Here is a 17,695-nt window from a genome sequence, read left to right as displayed (position 1 = left end):
ACGCCTTATCCGGCCTACAGATTTTTGCATAAAAAAACCGGAGAACATGTCTCCGGTTTTTTACCTGTGAAAGGTCATTTCATTACTGTGCGATATCTTCGTACTGCGGTACCGGATTGCGGAAGCTTTTGGTCACGCAAGCCAGATACACCAGGCCAATACCCGCCCAGATCAGACCCAGAGTCATTGAGCTTTCTTCCAGGTTGATCCACAGTGCGCCAACAGTCAGCGCGCCGCACACTGGCAGAACCAGATAGTTGAAGTGGTCTTTCAGCGTCTTGTTGCGCTTCTCACGGATCCAGAACTGGGAAATCACGGAGAGGTTCACGAAGGTAAACGCCACCAGCGCACCGAAGTTGATCAGCGCCGTCGCCGTGACCAGATCAAAGTTAATCGCCAGCAGTGCGATCGCGCCAACCAGCAGCACGTTCCACGCCGGAGTACGCCATTTCGGATGAACGTAGCCGAAGAAACGCGTCGGGAATACGCCGTCACGACCCATGACGTACATCAGACGGGAAACGCCCGCGTGTGCCGCCATACCGGATGCCAGTACGGTCACGCTGGAGAAAATCAGCACGCCCCACTGGAAGGTTTTACCCGCAACGTACAGCATGATTTCAGGCTGTGATGCATCCGGGTCTTTAAAGCGCGAAATATCCGGGAAGTACAATTGCAGGAAGTAAGACGCCGCGATAAAGATCAGGCCGCCAATCAGCGCCGTCAGGAAAATCGCGCGCGGAATAACGCGCTCCGCATCCTTGGTCTCTTCAGACAGAGAAGAGATACCGTCAAAGCCGAGGAACGAGAAGCACAGGATTGTCGCACCGGTAATCATCGGCACAACGTGCGCGCCTTCAGACCAGAATGGACGGGAACTTACCAGCGTACCCGCACCTTCGCCGTGAGACACGCCGTAGATAATCAGGCCGACGATCACCGCTACAATCCCCATTTGCAGAATAACAATCAGGGTGTTGAAGTTAGCGACGGTCTTGATGCTGCGCAGGTTAGAGATGGTCATAAAGGCCACCAGCGCCACCACAAAGATCCACGACGGCACTGTCGGCACCAGCGCTTCAAAGTAAATTTTCGCCAGCAGAATGTTGATCATCGGCATGAACAGGTAGTCCAGCAGCGATGACCAGCCCACCATAAAGCCTACGGTCGGACTGATGGATTTCTGAGCATAGGTGTACGCAGAGCCAGCGGACGGGAAACGACGCACCAGTTTACCGTAGCTCAACGCAGTAAAAAGAATCGCGATCAGCGCAAAGGCATATGCCGTCGCAACGTGACCGTCAGTGAGGCCTGAGACGATACCAAATGTATCGAACAGCGTCATCGGCTGCATATAGGCAAGACCCATCATTACAACCGGAATCAACGTAAGCGTCTTACGCAATTCCACGCGAGAGGTGTTTGGAGTAACGTTATGCGACATGGTCATTCCCCTTTACGGCGAATGCCGTCGCGTAAGCAAAAAATTGCCCCATTTTCTGGATTCCTCAGCGACAACAACTGTCGGTTTTTAGTAAGTATCTATCCGGTACGAAGCCCGGCCTCTTTTATTGAATGATTGGTTTGATGCAAAAAAATAACCGACGCGTATTAAAACGTCGGTTAATGTCATTTTTTGCAAGCGGCGCATTGTGCACTAAATTAAGGCGAAATGACAAGAGAATGAGAGCCCCGTCAAAAAATATTTTTTATTAACTGTTTGATTTCCCAGCATCCCCCATTGTATAGACGCCAGCAATAGCACTATTTGCTAAAATTTTATCTCGCCACCACGCGCTGGCCAGTCCGGCTGTCTGTTCGTTCCAGCCCATCCACACCGGCTCCGACACGATCTGCGCCGCCACGTTCTTCTCAATAAGCGCACCGCTGTCCAGAAAGCGTTGCGCCAGATAGCGCGGTAAATACCCACATCCCAGGCCGCTGATTTGCAGTTCCAGTTTGGTTTTAAAATCAAAAACCGTTATGGCTTCCTGATCATCAAGCAATTGCGCGCTTGCCGAACATGCCGGATGCGTCTCATCGCCGACCACAATCGCGCGGAACCGTTTTATTGTGCGCCGACTCAACGGCTCTTCTTCCTGCACCAGTGGATGATGCGGGGCAATCGCAAAAACCTGCTCAAGCTCTCCCAGACGCGCAAAACCGAAACCACTGGCGTAGGGCGGATCGTGCATTGCGCCAACGATGATATCCGCCCGCCCCTGCGTCAGCGCCTCCCAGGAACCGCCCAGTACGCCGTTTATGAATTTCAGGCGCGTTACACTGTGATGTTGGTAGAAGGATTCAATGAGGGGAGTAAGGAGAGAAAAAGGAAACGTATCGTCCACACCGATGACCAGTTCGTTCTCCCAGCCTTCGTGAAGTTTGATGGCCTGCTTTTCCAGTTCGCGCACGGTATGCAGAACTTCCCGGCCTTTTTCCAGCAGCATCTGACCGGTGCGGGTAAACTTAGCCCGATGCCCGCTGCGATCCAACAGTTGGATATTCAGATCGCTTTCCAGTTTATGAACGGTATAGCTGAGCGCTGACGGCGTCTTAAACAATTTTGCCGACGCCGCCGCAAAGCTCCCCTCTTTCTCTAACGCATCGAGAATCATCAGAACGTCCAGCAGTGGTTTCATACTCGCCCCCTTGCGGTGTATGGCGGTAGTCTGCTGGCGCGTCACTCCATCGGCATCACCAGCGGGTCGGGATACTGGTATTCAAACCCGAGTTCATTACAAATCCGGCTGCCATCAATAATCTTACCTTTATCGTTACTCTGGCTTTCCAGAAAATGCGGCGGTTCCATACCCAGCAAACGCGCCATCTGCGGATAAAACACATTACGCGCCGGATGCGAAGGCGCACATATATTATAGATGTGTCCCCCTTTAGGTGCCTGTAACAGCAGAGTAATAGCGGCAATCACATCTTCCAGGTGGACCAGATTCACACCTTGCTGGCCGTCAGGCGCGGTTTTACCGGCAAAGAAACGCCCCGGATGTCGTCCTGGCCCTACCAGCCCGGACAGACGCAGAATATCGACGGAGGTGCCGGGCAGATTGTGCAGCCAGTCTTCGAGTTCCTTCAGGATGCGCCCACTCGCCGTGACGGGATTACGCGGCGTATTCTCTTTCACAATGCCGTGCACATCGCCGTACACTGACGTGGAACTGGTAAAAATGATACGCGAAACGTGATACGCCAGCGCGCTGTCGACCACCTCCTGTATTGCCTGGCGGTAAAAATCTTCCCCCGGCCCGCTACGGCGAGCGGGCAGCGTAATGACCAGAGCATCCACATCCATCAGCGCATCAAGATCGTCCGTTTCGCAAACCAGTTCAGGTTCCAGGCGCAGCGGATAGCTCTCAATGCCGCTCATGCGGGCCGCTTCCACGCCATCCTGCGTGGTTTTCGTGCCAGTAACCTGCCAGCCTCTTGCCGTCAGCGACATCGCCAGCGGCATTCCTAACCATCCTAAACCGACAATTGCGACCTTTTTCATGCGTTCTCTCCTGACTTTAACGCCATCTTATCTAAGGCTACGCCAGCCCGCCGGGACTGACAATTCATACCTTCAATATGAAATGAATTAATGATGAAAAAAAGCCCTTGCTTTCCAGCGCTAAAGTGGTTTAGGTTAAAAGGCATCAAATGAATAAGCATTCATCGAGAATTTTATGACACGCGTTCAATTTAAACATCACCATCATCACCATCATCCTGACTAGTCTTTCAGGCGATGTGTGCTGGAAGACATTCAGATCTTCCAGTGGTGCATGAACGCATGAGAAAGCCCCCGGAAGATCATTCTTCCGGGGGCTTTTTTTTGGTGCGCGATTCAGACCGGTTCAGACAGGATAAAGAGGAAAAAAGAATGTTAGATAACACCCGTTTACGCATAGCTATTCAGAAATCAGGCCGTTTAAGCGATGATTCACGCGAATTACTGGCCCGCTGCGGTATTAAAATCAACCTGCACACCCAGCGTCTGATTGCGATGGCGGAGAATATGCCGATTGATATTCTGCGCGTGCGTGATGACGATATTCCCGGTCTGGTCATGGATGGCGTTGTCGATCTGGGGATCATCGGGGAAAACGTTCTGGAAGAAGAGCTGTTGAGCCGCCGCGCGCAGGGCGAAGACCCGCGCTACTACACCCTGCGCCGTCTCGACTTCGGCGGCTGCCGCCTCTCGCTGGCCACCGCCGTCGATGAAGCCTGGGACGGCCCGGCTTCCCTTGACGGTAAGCGCATCGCCACCTCTTACCCGCACCTGCTTAAGCGTTATCTGGATCAGAAAGGCGTGTCGTTTAAATCCTGTCTGTTAAACGGTTCTGTTGAAGTCGCTCCGCGTGCGGGTCTGGCCGATGCCATCTGCGATCTGGTGTCTACCGGAGCGACGCTGGAAGCCAACGGTCTGCGTGAAGTCGAGGTGATTTACCGTTCTAAAGCCTGCCTGATCCAGCGTGACGGTGAAATGGCCGAAGCCAAACAACAGCTTATCGACAAACTGCTGACCCGTATTCAGGGCGTTATTCAGGCGCGTGAATCCAAATACATCATGATGCATGCGCCAAGCGAGCGTCTGGAAGAAGTCATCGCGTTACTGCCGGGCGCAGAGCGTCCGACCATTCTGCCGCTGGCGGGCGATCAGCAGCGCGTCGCCATGCACATGGTCAGCAGCGAAACCCTGTTCTGGGAAACGATGGAAAAACTGAAAGCGCTCGGCGCCAGCTCTATTCTGGTGCTGCCAATTGAAAAGATGATGGAGTGACGGCCATGAGCTTTAATACAATCATCGACTGGAATAGCTGCAATACTGAACAGCAGCGTGCATTGCTGATGCGTCCGGCTATTTCCGCCTCCGACAGCATTACCCGTACCGTCGCAGAGATCCTGGATAATGTGAAATCACGCGGTGACGACGCCCTGCGCGAATACAGCACAAAGTTTGATAAAACGAACGTCGCAGCGCTGAAAGTGTCCGCCGAAGAGATTGCCGCAGCCAGCGCGCGTCTGAGCGACAATCTCAAACAGGCGATGGCGGTAGCGGTAAAAAACATCAAAACCTTCCACAATGCGCAAAAACTACCGGCGGTAGATGTTGAAACCCAGCCCGGCGTTCGCTGTCAGCAGGTGACGCGCCCCGTCGCATCTGTCGGCCTGTATATCCCGGGCGGCTCTGCCCCGCTCTTCTCCACCGTATTAATGCTCGCCACGCCCGCGCGTATTGCCGGATGCAAAAAAGTGGTGCTGTGCTCGCCACCGCCTATCGCGGATGAAATCCTTTACGCTGCGCAGCTGTGCGGCGTGCAGGAAATCTTCAACGTCGGCGGCGCCCAGGCCATTGCCGCTCTGGCGTTCGGCAGCGAGTCCGTGCCAAAAGTGGACAAAATTTTTGGCCCCGGCAACGCGTTTGTCACCGAGGCGAAACGCCAGGTCAGCCAGCGTCTCGACGGCGCGGCAATTGATATGCCTGCCGGCCCTTCTGAAGTGCTGGTGATCGCCGACAGCGGCGCCACGCCAGATTTCGTGGCGTCTGACCTGCTCTCTCAGGCGGAACACGGCCCGGATTCTCAGGTCATTCTGCTGACCCCGGATGCCGGTATTGCGCAGAACGTCGCGGAGGCCGTCGAACGCCAGTTAGCGGAGTTACCGCGTGCAGAAACGGCGCGTCAGGCATTAAGCGCCAGCCGTCTGATCGTGACGAAAGACTTAGCCCAGTGCGTCGCCATCTCGAACCAGTATGGGCCGGAACACCTGATCATTCAGACTCGTAAGGCACGCGATCTGGTGGAGGATATTACCAGCGCGGGTTCCGTTTTTCTCGGTGACTGGTCACCGGAATCCGCAGGCGACTATGCTTCCGGCACCAATCATGTGCTGCCGACCTATGGTTATACCGCCACCTGCTCCAGCCTCGGTCTGGCGGATTTCCAGAAACGCATGACCGTTCAGGAATTGTCGCAGGCGGGTTTCTCCGCACTGGCATCCACCATTGAAACGCTGGCTGCGGCAGAACGGCTGACCGCCCACAAAAATGCTGTCACCCTGCGCGTTAACGCCCTTAAGGAGCAAGCATGAGCACTGAAAATACCCGCAGCGTCACCGACTTAGCCCGAGAAAACGTTCGCAACCTGACGCCGTACCAGTCCGCTCGCCGTCTGGGCGGTAATGGCGATGTGTGGCTGAATGCCAATGAGTTCCCGACGGCTGTGGAGTTTCAACTGACTCAGCAAACGCTCAACCGCTACCCGGAATGCCAGCCAAAAGCGGTTATTGAAAATTATGCGCAGTACGCCGGAGTGAACCCCGGGCAAGTGCTGGTCAGCCGTGGCGCAGACGAAGGTATTGAACTGCTGATTCGCGCATTCTGCGAACCGGGGAAAGATGCGATTCTCTATTGTCCGCCAACGTATGGCATGTACAGCGTCAGCGCGGAAACTATTGGCGTTGAATGCCGGACGGTTCCGACGCTGGAAAACTGGCAGCTGGATCTGCGGGGCATCGCCGATAAACTCGATGGCGTTAAAGTGGTGTTTGTATGCAGCCCCAACAACCCGACCGGGCAGCTTATCAATCCACAGGATTTACGTACTCTGCTGGAAATGACGCGCGGCAACGCCATTGTGGTGGCGGATGAAGCCTATATTGAATTCTGCCCACAGGCGACGCTGGCTGGCTGGCTCTCTGAATACCCGCATCTGGTGGTGTTACGCACGCTCTCCAAAGCCTTTGCGCTCGCCGGTCTGCGCTGCGGATTTACGCTGGCGAATGAAGAGGTCATCAACCTGCTGCTGAAAGTCATCGCCCCCTACCCGCTCTCTACGCCGGTCGCCGATATTGCCGCTCAGGCGTTGACGCCGCAAGGCGTCAACGCGATGCGCGAACGTGTGGCGCAGATTCTGCTGGAACGTCAGTATCTGGTTAATGCGCTGAAAGAGATTGCCTGCGTAGAACAGGTGTTCGATTCAGAAACCAACTACATTCTGGCACGTTTTACCGCGTCAAGTAGCGTGTTTAAATCTCTGTGGGATCAGGGCATTATCTTACGTGATCAGAATAAACAACCTTCTTTAAGCGGCTGTCTGCGTATCACTGTTGGAACCCGCGAAGAAAGCCAGCGCGTCATTGACGCCTTACGTGCGGAGCAAGTATGAGCCAGAAGTATCTTTTTATTGACCGTGATGGAACCCTGATTGCCGAACCGCCGAGTGATTTTCAGGTGGATCGTTTTGACAAACTCGCCTTTGAACCGGACGTGGTGCCGGTTCTGCTGAAGCTGCAAAAAGCCGGCTTTAAGCTGGTGATGATCACCAACCAGGATGGGCTGGGAACGCAGAGCTTCCCGCAGGCAGACTTCGACGGCCCGCACGACCTGATGATGCAGGTTTTCACCTCCCAGGGCGTACTGTTTGATGAAGTGCTGATCTGCCCGCACCTGCCAGCGGATGAGTGCGACTGCCGTAAGCCGAAGGTAAAGCTGGTTGAACGTTATCTGGCTGAACAGGCGATGGATAGCGCCAACAGCTACGTGATTGGCGATCGCGCTACCGACATCCAGTTGGCCGAAAACATGGGCATTAACGGGTTACGTTATAACCGTGAAACCCTGAACTGGACGATGATTGGCGAACAGCTGACAAAACGCGACCGCTATGCCCATGTTGAGCGCAATACCAAAGAAACACAGATTGACGTCAAGGTGTGGCTGGATCGCGAAGGCGGCAGCAAGATCAATACCGGCGTGGGCTTTTTTGACCATATGCTCGATCAGATCGCCACGCATGGCGGTTTCCGTATGGAGATCGCGGTCAAGGGCGACCTCTATATTGACGATCACCACACGGTAGAAGATACCGGTCTGGCGCTGGGCGAAGCGCTAAAACTGGCGTTGGGCGATAAGCGCGGCATCAACCGCTTCGGTTTTGTACTGCCGATGGACGAATGCCTGGCGCGTTGCGCACTGGATATCTCCGGGCGCCCGCACCTGGAATATAAAGCCGAGTTTACCTATCAGCGCGTAGGCGATCTGAGCACCGAGATGGTTGAACACTTCTTCCGCTCGCTCTCCTACACCATGGGCGTGACGCTGCACCTGAAGACCAAAGGTAAAAACGATCACCACCGTGTAGAAAGCCTGTTTAAAGCGTTTGGCCGCACGTTGCGCCAGGCCATTCGGGTAGAAGGCGACACGCTGCCGTCTTCTAAAGGAGTGCTGTGATGAACGTCGTCATCCTTGATACCGGCTGTGCCAACCTGAACTCGGTGAAATCCGCCGTGGCGCGCCACGGTTATGATCCGCAGGTCAGCCGCGACCCGGAGGTCGTCTTAAAAGCTGACAAACTCTTCCTGCCCGGCGTGGGAACCGCCCAGGCGGCGATGGATCAGTTGCGCGAGCGTGAGCTTGTCGAATTGATTAAGGCTTGTACTCAGCCCGTTCTGGGAATTTGTTTAGGCATGCAGATCCTCGGGCGCCACAGTGAAGAGACAAACGGCGTCGACCTTCTGGGCATTATTGACCAGGACGTCCCGAAGATGACCGATTTTGGCCTGCCGCTCCCGCATATGGGCTGGAACCGCGTTTACCCGCAGGCGGGTAATCGTCTTTTCCAGGGCATTGAAGATGGCGCCTGGTTCTACTTTGTTCACAGCTACGCTATGCCCGTAAATCCGTGGACCATTGCTCAATGCAACTACGGCGAACCCTTCACTGCGGCGGTGCAAAAAGACAATTTCTTCGGCGTGCAGTTCCACCCGGAACGTTCCGGCGCCGCTGGCGCGCAGTTGCTGAAAAACTTCCTGGAGATGTGATGATTATTCCGGCATTAGATTTGATCGATGGCACCGTAGTGCGTCTCCATCAGGGCGACTACGCCCGGCAGCGTGATTACGGTAACGATCCCCTTCCCCGTCTGCGGGATTATGCCGCCCAGGGCGCCGAAGTGCTGCATCTGGTCGATTTGACCGGGGCGAAAGATCCGGCCAGACGGCAGATCCCGCTGATTAAAACGCTGGTCGCGGGTGTGAACGTGCCCGTGCAGGTTGGCGGCGGCGTGCGTACTGAGGACGATGTTGCGGCGCTGCTGGACGCAGGCGTTGCCCGCGTGGTGGTCGGCTCCACGGCGGTCAAATCTCCCGAGGTGGTCAAAGGCTGGTTTGAGCGCTTTGGCGCTGACGCGCTGGTGCTGGCGCTGGATGTGCGTATTGATGATCGGGGCAACAAACAGGTTGCCGTCAGCGGCTGGCAGGAAAACTCCGGCGTTTCGCTGGAAGAGCTGGTCGAGACTTATCTGCCGGTTGGCCTGAAGCATGTACTGTGCACCGATATCTCCCGTGACGGCACGCTGGCGGGTTCCAACGTCTCGCTGTATGACGAAGTGTGCGCGAAATATCCGCAGGTCGCCTTTCAGTCTTCCGGCGGAATTGGCGGGATTGAGGACGTGGCCGCTCTGCGCGGCACGGGCGTTCGCGGCGTGATTGTCGGCCGCGCCCTACTGGAAGGTAAATTCACCGTTAAGGAGGCCATCCAATGCTGGCAAAACGTATAATCCCTTGCCTGGACGTACGCGATGGTCAGGTGGTAAAAGGCGTACAGTTCCGCAATCATGAAATCATCGGCGATATCGTCCCGCTGGCAAAACGCTATGCCGATGAAGGCGCAGACGAGCTGGTGTTCTATGATATTACCGCTTCCAGTGACGGGCGCGTGGTTGATAAGAGTTGGGTGTCGCGCGTCGCGGAAGTGATCGACATTCCATTCTGTGTCGCGGGTGGCATCAGGTCTATTGATGACGCCGCTAAAATCCTCTCTTTCGGCGCCGATAAAATTTCCATCAACTCCCCTGCGCTGGCCGATCCAACGCTGATCACCCGTCTTGCTGACCGCTTTGGCGTACAGTGCATCGTCGTGGGCATTGATACCTGGTTTGATGCCGAAACCGGCAAGTATCACGTCAACCAGTATACCGGCGATGAAAGCCGTACCCGCGTGACGCAGTGGGAAACTCTCAACTGGGTGCAGGAAGTGCAAAAACGCGGGGCCGGTGAAATCGTGCTTAACATGATGAATCAGGACGGCGTGCGTAACGGTTACGATCTGGAGCAACTGAAAAAAGTCCGTGACATCTGTCATGTACCGCTGATTGCCTCCGGCGGCGCGGGCACGATGGAGCACTTCCTTGAAGCCTTCCGCGATACCGATGTCGACGGGGCGCTTGCTGCCTCCGTCTTCCACAAACAGATTATTAATATTGGTGAATTAAAAGCGTACCTGGAAGCACAGGGCGTGGAGATCAGGATATGTTAACAGAGCAACAGCGCCGCGAACTCGACTGGGAAAAAACCGACGGATTAATGCCGGTTGTCGTGCAACATGCGGTATCCGGTGAAGTGTTGATGCTGGGTTACATGAGCCCGGAAGCGCTGGATAAAACAATCGAAAGCGGCAACGTCACTTTCTTCTCACGAACCAAACAGCGTTTGTGGACCAAAGGCGAAACATCCGGCCACTTCCTGAAGGTAGTCCGCATTGCGCCGGATTGTGATAACGACACACTGCTGGTGCTGGCCAATCCAATTGGACCAACCTGTCACAAAGGCACCAGCAGCTGCTTTGGGGATGCCAACCATCAGTGGTTATTCCTGTATCAACTTGAGCAACTGTTAGCCGAGCGTAAAACCGCCGATCCGGCAAGCTCTTACACGGCGAAACTTTACGCCAGCGGCACCAAGCGTATCGCGCAGAAAGTGGGTGAAGAAGGTGTCGAGACCGCGCTGGCCGCAACGGTACATGACCGTTTTGAGCTGACCAATGAAGCCTCCGACCTGATGTACCACCTGCTGGTGCTGCTACAGGACCAGGACCTTGATTTAACGACCGTCATTGAGAATTTACGTAAGCGTCATCAATAGCTTCTGATGCGAAAAAACCGGGCAATGCCCGGTTTTTTGTAGGTCGGATAAGCGTAGCGCCATCCGGGATACCAATAAATTACTGCGCTTTCGGCTTATAGTTACGTAACGCATTACGTCCCAGCACCACACCCGCACCAATCATCCCGCCCAGTAATACCGCCAGAACCAGCGTAATTGCCTTTTTCGGACTGTCACGACGAATCGGTAGCGTCGGCTTCATGACGTAACGGTAGGCGTGAATGGATGCGGTTTCGATTTTCAGATTTCCGATATCCAGCAGATTTTGCTTGGTCTGATAGTAGGCCCCAGAGAAAACCAGCGGACGCGTGGCCTCGTGTTCGATCATTGATTTCAACGCATCACTACCAAGAAGGAACATACTGTCCTGGGTAACATCCTGAGTTTGCTGAATTTGTGGCTTTATCACATTCGCCTGTTCCGCATAACGCAATGCTTCCTGAATTTGCCTGATACGCAAATCTTTTTGCTCCTGCGCGACCACTTCCTGCGTTTTTAACGAGTCCTCAAGCGTAGTTGTCTGCAACTTGATGTTATCTTTTAGATCCGCGTCCAGTTCTTTCGCAACGCTCTCATCTACCTGCTGGATATACTCTGCCAGCTGGCGTTGCGCTCCTTCCGCAGACTCTCCAACGTAAGAAACAGCCAACGGCAATGATTGACCCTTAACAGAAGGGGTAATAGTTAATTCTTCAGGTTCTTCCTGATTATCCAGAGCTGCTGACAATGCGGAAAAGGCGGAGCTAAAGCGACCGATAAAGCCAGTCTGGATATCCGCAACTTTCGGAGCGTTATCGCCATACAAAACGCTCATCGCATTATTATAAGTGGCAATCTGCCCCACATCCGGCTGGGTGATGATGGCGGTAGAGGTCCATTTCTCTTTCGCTACCAGGATGTAACCAACAGCCAATAGAATTGCGACAATGACACACACAAAGATTGTCATTTTTCCGCGCCACAATTGCATCACTAAATCAATCAAATCAATCTGTTCCGGGTCATTACTGCGCCCGGTAGCATTGTTATTGTTCACTGTCATCAGTACCCTAACTAAGAAAATGCTTAAGCTGGAGACAGTGTAGTCATAAACATCGTTAATGCTATAGGATTATTGATAAAATTTACGGATTATTTCAAACACTTTGATAGCCAATCAGGGGCTATTGTAGCCCCAATAACAGAAGGTTAATCACTGCCAAAGAGATCGCGTGTATAAACTTTGTCCTGAACATCCAGCAGTTCAGACGCCATGCGGTTGGAGATAATCACGTCGGACTGCTGTTTAAACGTATTCAAATCACGTTCAAGGCGGGAATTAAAGAACGACGCTTCCTTCATAACCGGTTCGTAAATAATAACTTCCACACCTTTAGCTTTGATACGCTTCATAATCCCCTGAATTGAAGACGCACGGAAATTATCAGAACCGCTCTTCATAATCAGACGATAGATGCCCACCACTTTGGGTTTTCTGGACAGGATGGCATCTGCAATAAAATCTTTACGCGTCCGGTTCGCATCCACGATCGCGGAGATAATATTGTTTGGCACTGACTGATAATTCGCCAGAAGTTGCTTCGTATCTTTCGGCAGACAATAACCGCCATAACCAAATGAAGGATTGTTGTAATGATTGCCAATACGAGGATCCAGACACACACCTTCAATAATTTGTCGGGTATTCAGTCCTAAACTTTCCGCATAGCTATCAAGTTCATTAAAGTAAGCAACGCGCATCGCAAGGTAAGTATTAGCAAAAAGCTTAATCGCCTCTGCTTCCGTCGAATCGGTAAACAGGGTTGGAATATCCTGTTTTATGGCGCCTTCCTGTAGCAAAGCAGCGAATCGCTCCGCACGCTCAGAGCGTTCACCAATCACAATCCGCGAAGGATGCAAATTATCATAAAGCGCTTTACCTTCGCGCAGGAACTCAGGGGAGAAAATGATATTCTGCGTATTAAATTTTTTACTCATCGTTGCGGTGAAGCCAACCGGCACCGTTGACTTGATCACCATCACTGCCGATGGGTTAATCTCTGTCACATCCTGAATAACTGATTCTACACTTGATGTGTTGAAATAATTTGTTTTTGGATCATAGTCGGTTGGTGTTGCAATAATGACATAATCAGCATTTTGGTAGGCGGATACCTTGTCTAAGGTTGCTTCAAAGTTAATATTCCCGGACGCTAAAAATTGCTGTATTTCTTTATCAACAATCGGAGATATCCGATCATTTAGCATTTCCACACGTTCGGGAATAATGTCTAACGCGGTAACCTGGTGATGCTGTGCGATAAGCAAACCGTTTGACAGACCAACGTACCCGGTTCCAGAAATGGTGATTTTCATTTCACGCTCTCAGAATTAACTTAATTATGCATCATGATGTTTATACATCCTGATAAGATATAAAAGTTTTAACGCCTGAATGAATATTGTGTCAATGAAGGCTAAAACAATTCAGATTTTCTTTATCAGGTTAAACATTAATTATTAAGTTAATATTAAGAAGTAAAAATAAATCAATCAGATTAGGGACAAAAAAAAGCCCGGTGAATCACCGGGCTTTTGATGCGAATCAGAAATTATTCCAGCCATTCGGTATGGAAAACGCCTTCTTTATCAGTACGCTTATACGTATGCGCCCCAAAGTAGTCACGCTGCGCCTGGATCAGGTTCGCAGGAAGAACGGCTGCGCGATAGCTGTCGTAGTAGGCAACAGCGGCAGAGAACGTCGGAACCGGGATACCATTCTGCACGGCATACGCAACCACATCACGCAGCGCTTGCTGATAATCGTCCGCGATTTTCTTGAAGTACGGTGCCAGCAGCAGGTTAGCGATACCCGCATTTTCTGCATATGCGTCGGTGATTTTCTGCAAGAACTGTGCACGAATAATGCAGCCTGCACGGAAGATCTTCGCAATTTCGCCGTAGTTCAGATCCCAGTTATATTCGTCAGAAGCGGCACGCAGCTGGGAGAACCCTTGTGCGTAAGAGACGATCTTACCGAGGTAGAGCGCGCGACGGACTTTCTCGATAAATTCCGCTTTGTCACCCGCAAGCTGCGCTTTAGGTCCCGACAACACTTTAGACGCTGCGACACGCTGCTCTTTCAGAGAAGAGATATAACGTGCAAAAACGGATTCCGTGATCAGCGACAGCGGCTCGCCCAGATCCAGAGAACTCTGGCTGGTCCATTTGCCGGTGCCTTTGTTTGCCGCTTCATCCAGAATCACATCAACCAGATATTTACCCTCTTCATCCTTTTTGGTGAAGATGTCTTTGGTGATGTCGATCAGGTAGCTGTTCAGCTCGCCTTTGTTCCACTCAGTGAAAGTCTCTGCCAGCTCTTCGTTAGACAGATTCAGACCACCTTTCAGCAAAGAATAGGCTTCTGCGATTAGCTGCATGTCGCCGTATTCGATACCGTTGTGAACCATTTTCACATAGTGACCGGCACCATCGGCACCAATATAGGTCACGCAAGGTTCGCCATCTTCTGCAACTGCGGCAATTTTAGTCAGAATCGGCGCAACCAGTTCGTAGGCCTCTTTCTGACCGCCAGGCATGATAGATGGGCCTTTCAGCGCCCCTTCTTCACCACCGGAAACGCCGGTACCAATGAAGTTAAAGCCTTCAGCAGAAAGTTCGCGATTACGACGGATAGTGTCCTGGAAGAACGTGTTACCACCATCAATGATGATGTCGCCTTTATCCAGATACGGCTTCAGGGAATCGATAGCAGCATCAGTGCCCGCCCCTGCTTTCACCATTAACAGGATACGACGAGGCGTTTCAAGGGATTCAACAAACTCTTTTACCGTGTAGTAAGGCACCAGTTTTTTGCCTGGGTTCTCGGCAATCACTTCTTCGGTCTTTTCACGGGAGCGGTTGAAAACGGAGACGGTATAACCACGGCTCTCGATGTTGAGCGCCAGGTTGCGCCCCATCACTGCCATACCGACGACGCCGATCTGTTGCTTGGACATTACATACTCCTGTCAGGTGTGGATACCCCGCCGTAAAATGGCGGCGAGTAAAGTGAAGAACATGTTAACTCAGGTTAGAGGCCAGAAGGTAGCAATAGATGTCCTCTTCAGAATGAACTTAATGCACATAAAATGCAGTTTCTGCTACATCAATATGCACCATCTCTATGGAGGACTACCTTCACAGTTTTGAAAAGAATAGCGATGTCATTCCACAGCGACCAGTTCTTGACATACCAGGAGTCAAAGTAGACTCGGGTATCGTAATCCACATCGTTACGTCCACTTACCTGCCACAACCCTGTCATTCCCGGTTTCGCCATTAGATAGTAATCAACATTCTCATCATAGCGTGGTAACTCTTCAGAGATAATCGGACGCGGGCCAACCAGACTCATTTGACCTTTCAGCACATTAAATAACTGAGGCAATTCATCAAGACTGGTTTTACGAATAAATCGACCGACAGGAGTGATTCGCGGATCGTTTTTCAACTTGAAGTCACGCTCCCATTCTTCCCGTGCGGCAGGATCGGAATCAAGGAGCTTTTGTAAAACCTCCTGCGAATTCATCACCATTGAGCGAAACTTATAGCAAGGGAAAAGCTTACCGTGACGCCCTACTCGCATATGACCGTAGATTGCCGGACCACCATCACGGGTAACTTTGTACCAAAGATAAATGAGCAGTGGCGAAGAAATTAAGATAATCAGTGATGAACAGACAATATCGAAAGTCCGTTTAAGGAAACGAGATGTCCGTTTTGCCAGATTATTATGAATACGCAGCAACATGACTTCATGACTAAAGATGAAAGACATATCGGTATTATAAAGTGGTAACCCGCGCAGGGACGGAATAACCGTGACAGAACGGCAGTCCTTCTTCGATAGTTCGCGCAACCAGTTAATGGTCTTATCGCTGTTTTCCATTTCAAAAGCTACAATGAAATGAATATCGCCTGTTTTCTTCATTTCCCAAAGAATATTGGGGTCCTGAAGAACCGGCAATCCCTGTAGCGTTGCCTCTGTACACTCTTCGTCATAAAATGCGACAACATCAAAGCCAAGCATTTCCTCACTTTGCAGTGCATAATAAGCTTCCACTGCATTACTTCCGCTACCCATAATGACAGTCTTTTTCTTCCAAATCCCAAGACGATTAAGAAGCTGTTTGGTCATTGCTCGGAAAAGCGGCAGCAGAATTAATGCAAACGTCCAACAAAAGACCCATACATACCGAGAAAATTGCCATTTAGAAAAAGCGACCAGCGCCAGATCAAAAACAGCAAAGATCACAATAGTGCGGATAATCTCCTTCAATTCAAACCAAAAGGGTTTGCGATAGGAATAATGTCGCAACCGAACCCAGAACCATCCCACACATATCAAACTCAGGATGACATGAGAAATTATACGCATCTCCAGTTGAGCATCGGGGATAAAACGATAAAGATCGTTAAAAATCCAGTATACACAACCAATAGAGAGGGCCAGTGATAAGTTAAAAAATATAAAATCCGATGCTGCGAGAAAAACCTTGCATAGCAATGGATTATATTTATTCAAAAAATTATCCGTATCCATGACAACACCTGACGTTAGCGAGGATTTATATTAAATACAGGCATTGGCTCCTGACTCTTTTGACATTCAAGGAATTTATTTGCAACATCAATAGCTTCACGAATAGTGACATCCATATCCAGATAGCGGTAGGTACCAAGACGCCCGACAAAAGTGGTATTGCTTAATTCCATCGCTTTATCCAGGTAGCGATTGAGCAGTTCTTTTTCCTTAACCATACGGATCGGATAATACGGAATATCATCTTCGGTGCAGAAGCGACTAAATTCACGATAACATGTTGTTTTTTCGTGTGACTCCCAGGGTGAGAAATGCTTATGCTCAGTGATTCGGGTATAAGGTACATTTTCTTCGCAGTAGTTGATAACAGCCGTTCCCTGGTAGTCACCTTCTGCTGAGAATTTTTCGAAATCCAGCGTGCGATAACCCAGACGCCCCTCACTAAAGTTAAAGTAACCATCCAGCGCGCCTGACCAAAATACATGCTGGTAGGCCCCACTCTCGGTAGCTGAAAACTCAGTATCTGTTCTTATTTCAATCAGTTCGTGATCAAGAATTTTTCCAACCATATCGGTATAGCCATCTCTGGGCATCCCCTGATACTGGTGGTTAAAATAATTGTCATTATAGTTAAAACGAAGCGGCAAGCGTTTCAAAATACTGGCTGGTAACTCCGTCGGCTCACAACCCCATTGTTTACGCGTATAGCCTTTAAAGAATGCTTCATACAGTTCCCGACCAATCATGCTGATGGCCTGTTCTTCAAAGTTTTTCGGTTCGACAATAGATTTGTCAGCTTTAGATTCGATGAAAGCACGGGCTTCATCCGGACGCATTGTTTTATTGAAAAACTGATTAATCGTATGCAGGTTTACTGGTAGTAAGTAAACATTGCCTTTGTAAATGGCCTTCACACGGTTGGTGTAAGGCATAAACTCTGAATACTGATTAACGAAATCCCAAACTTCTTTATCATCTGTATGAAAAATATGGGGACCATAAACGTGCAACATGACGTTGGTCTGCGGATCACGTTCTGAATGACAGTTACCAGCAATATGAGAACGTTTGTCGAAAACAACAGACTCAATCCCTTCCTCTGCTAATAATCTTGCAATAACCGCACCAGAAATACCCGCACCGACAATAGCAACAGATTTCATCAATGAC

General features: G+C 51.1%; 17 protein-coding genes, 1 pseudogene and 1 other annotated feature. Of the genes and pseudogenes, 9 read left to right on the top strand and 9 right to left on the bottom strand.

Going from position 1 to position 17,695, the window contains the following annotated elements; genetic code table 11:
* Positions 1-82: 82 nt before the first annotated feature.
* The 4 genes and pseudogenes from FD428_RS08165 to FD428_RS08150 form a co-directional block, all read right to left on the bottom strand.
* Positions 83-1,444 carry an APC family permease gene (locus tag FD428_RS08165; RefSeq protein WP_024130202.1) on the bottom strand — a complete coding sequence of 454 codons (1,362 nt, stop codon included), beginning with the start codon at positions 1,442-1,444 and terminating at the stop codon, positions 83-85.
* A complete protein-coding gene (gene yoeI / locus FD428_RS08160; protein WP_099433339.1) occupies positions 1,434-1,496 on the bottom strand; it encodes a membrane protein YoeI in 63 nt (20 codons plus the stop codon). The genes FD428_RS08165 and yoeI overlap by 11 nt, the downstream gene beginning before the upstream one ends.
* Positions 1,497-1,657: 161 nt before the next feature.
* Positions 1,658-2,642, bottom strand: a pseudogene (locus tag FD428_RS08155) (LysR family transcriptional regulator).
* Positions 2,643-2,683: 41 nt separating this feature from the next.
* Positions 2,684-3,508: an SDR family oxidoreductase gene (locus FD428_RS08150; protein WP_114848186.1), complete on the bottom strand. Its 825-nt coding sequence runs from the start codon at positions 3,506-3,508 to the stop codon at positions 2,684-2,686.
* A gap of 175 nt (positions 3,509-3,683) precedes the next feature.
* Between FD428_RS08150 and hisL the strand changes: the two genes are divergently transcribed.
* The 9 genes from hisL (at position 3,684) to hisIE (ending at position 10,920) form a co-directional block, all read left to right on the top strand.
* Complete coding sequence (gene hisL / locus FD428_RS08145) at positions 3,684-3,734, top strand: his operon leader peptide (protein WP_001364200.1); 51 nt, start codon at positions 3,684-3,686, stop codon at positions 3,732-3,734.
* Positions 3,710-3,834: a sequence feature (His leader region), on the top strand. It overlaps the preceding gene by 25 nt.
* 46 nt (positions 3,835-3,880) lie before the next feature.
* Positions 3,881-4,780, top strand: coding sequence for an ATP phosphoribosyltransferase (hisG, locus tag FD428_RS08140; RefSeq protein ID WP_024130200.1), 900 nt, complete (start codon positions 3,881-3,883; stop codon positions 4,778-4,780).
* Positions 4,781-4,785: 5 nt separating this feature from the next.
* Positions 4,786-6,090 carry a histidinol dehydrogenase gene (hisD, locus tag FD428_RS08135; RefSeq protein WP_114848187.1) on the top strand — a complete coding sequence of 435 codons (1,305 nt, stop codon included), beginning with the start codon at positions 4,786-4,788 and terminating at the stop codon, positions 6,088-6,090.
* Entirely contained in the window at positions 6,087-7,166 is a 1,080-nt protein-coding gene (hisC, locus tag FD428_RS08130) for a histidinol-phosphate transaminase (RefSeq protein WP_058669369.1), read from the top strand. Before hisD ends, hisC begins: the two co-directional genes overlap by 4 nt.
* Positions 7,163-8,230, top strand: coding sequence for a bifunctional histidinol-phosphatase/imidazoleglycerol-phosphate dehydratase HisB (gene hisB / locus FD428_RS08125; RefSeq protein WP_047462654.1), 1,068 nt, complete (start codon positions 7,163-7,165; stop codon positions 8,228-8,230). The genes hisC and hisB overlap by 4 nt, the downstream gene beginning before the upstream one ends.
* Entirely contained in the window at positions 8,230-8,820 is a 591-nt protein-coding gene (hisH, locus tag FD428_RS08120) for an imidazole glycerol phosphate synthase subunit HisH (protein WP_071258894.1), read from the top strand. The genes hisB and hisH overlap by 1 nt, the downstream gene beginning before the upstream one ends.
* The gene (gene hisA, locus FD428_RS08115) at positions 8,820-9,557 is read left to right on the top strand and encodes a 1-(5-phosphoribosyl)-5-[(5-phosphoribosylamino)methylideneamino]imidazole-4-carboxamide isomerase (RefSeq protein ID WP_012131736.1); all 738 of its coding nucleotides are present in this window, start codon (positions 8,820-8,822) and stop codon (positions 9,555-9,557) included. Before hisH ends, hisA begins: the two co-directional genes overlap by 1 nt.
* Positions 9,539-10,315 (top strand): imidazole glycerol phosphate synthase subunit HisF, encoded by a 777-nt coding sequence (hisF, locus tag FD428_RS08110; RefSeq protein ID WP_110494068.1) that lies wholly within the window; start codon positions 9,539-9,541, stop codon positions 10,313-10,315. Before hisA ends, hisF begins: the two co-directional genes overlap by 19 nt.
* A complete protein-coding gene (hisIE, locus tag FD428_RS08105) occupies positions 10,309-10,920 on the top strand; it encodes a bifunctional phosphoribosyl-AMP cyclohydrolase/phosphoribosyl-ATP diphosphatase HisIE (protein ID WP_114848188.1) in 612 nt (203 codons plus the stop codon). Before hisF ends, hisIE begins: the two co-directional genes overlap by 7 nt.
* Before the next feature lie 79 nt (positions 10,921-10,999).
* Here hisIE and wzzB read toward each other — a convergent pair whose 3' ends face one another.
* From wzzB to glf, 5 genes are all read right to left on the bottom strand, one after another.
* A complete protein-coding gene (gene wzzB / locus FD428_RS08100; RefSeq protein ID WP_114848189.1) occupies positions 11,000-11,983 on the bottom strand; it encodes an LPS O-antigen chain length determinant protein WzzB in 984 nt (327 codons plus the stop codon).
* Between the two features lie 146 nt (positions 11,984-12,129).
* Positions 12,130-13,296, bottom strand: a complete 1,167-nt coding sequence (gene ugd / locus FD428_RS08095; protein WP_047462643.1) for a UDP-glucose 6-dehydrogenase — start codon at positions 13,294-13,296, stop codon at positions 12,130-12,132.
* A gap of 236 nt (positions 13,297-13,532) precedes the next feature.
* Positions 13,533-14,939, bottom strand: a complete 1,407-nt coding sequence (gene gndA, locus FD428_RS08090) for an NADP-dependent phosphogluconate dehydrogenase (RefSeq protein ID WP_058669375.1) — start codon at positions 14,937-14,939, stop codon at positions 13,533-13,535.
* 149 nt (positions 14,940-15,088) lie between these two features.
* Positions 15,089-16,525: an undecaprenyl-phosphate galactose phosphotransferase gene (locus FD428_RS08085; RefSeq protein ID WP_012131730.1), complete on the bottom strand. Its 1,437-nt coding sequence runs from the start codon at positions 16,523-16,525 to the stop codon at positions 15,089-15,091.
* 14 nt (positions 16,526-16,539) lie between these two features.
* Positions 16,540-17,688 carry a UDP-galactopyranose mutase gene (gene glf, locus FD428_RS08080; RefSeq protein WP_047462637.1) on the bottom strand — a complete coding sequence of 383 codons (1,149 nt, stop codon included), beginning with the start codon at positions 17,686-17,688 and terminating at the stop codon, positions 16,540-16,542.
* Positions 17,689-17,695: the final 7 nt, after the last annotated feature.

The organism is Citrobacter sp. TBCP-5362, from assembly GCF_005406305.1.
In the GTDB taxonomy this organism is placed as follows: domain Bacteria; phylum Pseudomonadota; class Gammaproteobacteria; order Enterobacterales; family Enterobacteriaceae; genus Citrobacter_B; species Citrobacter_B koseri.
The sequence above is the reverse complement of the archived record's forward strand: the minus strand, read 5'-3'. Positions and strand labels throughout refer to the sequence as shown.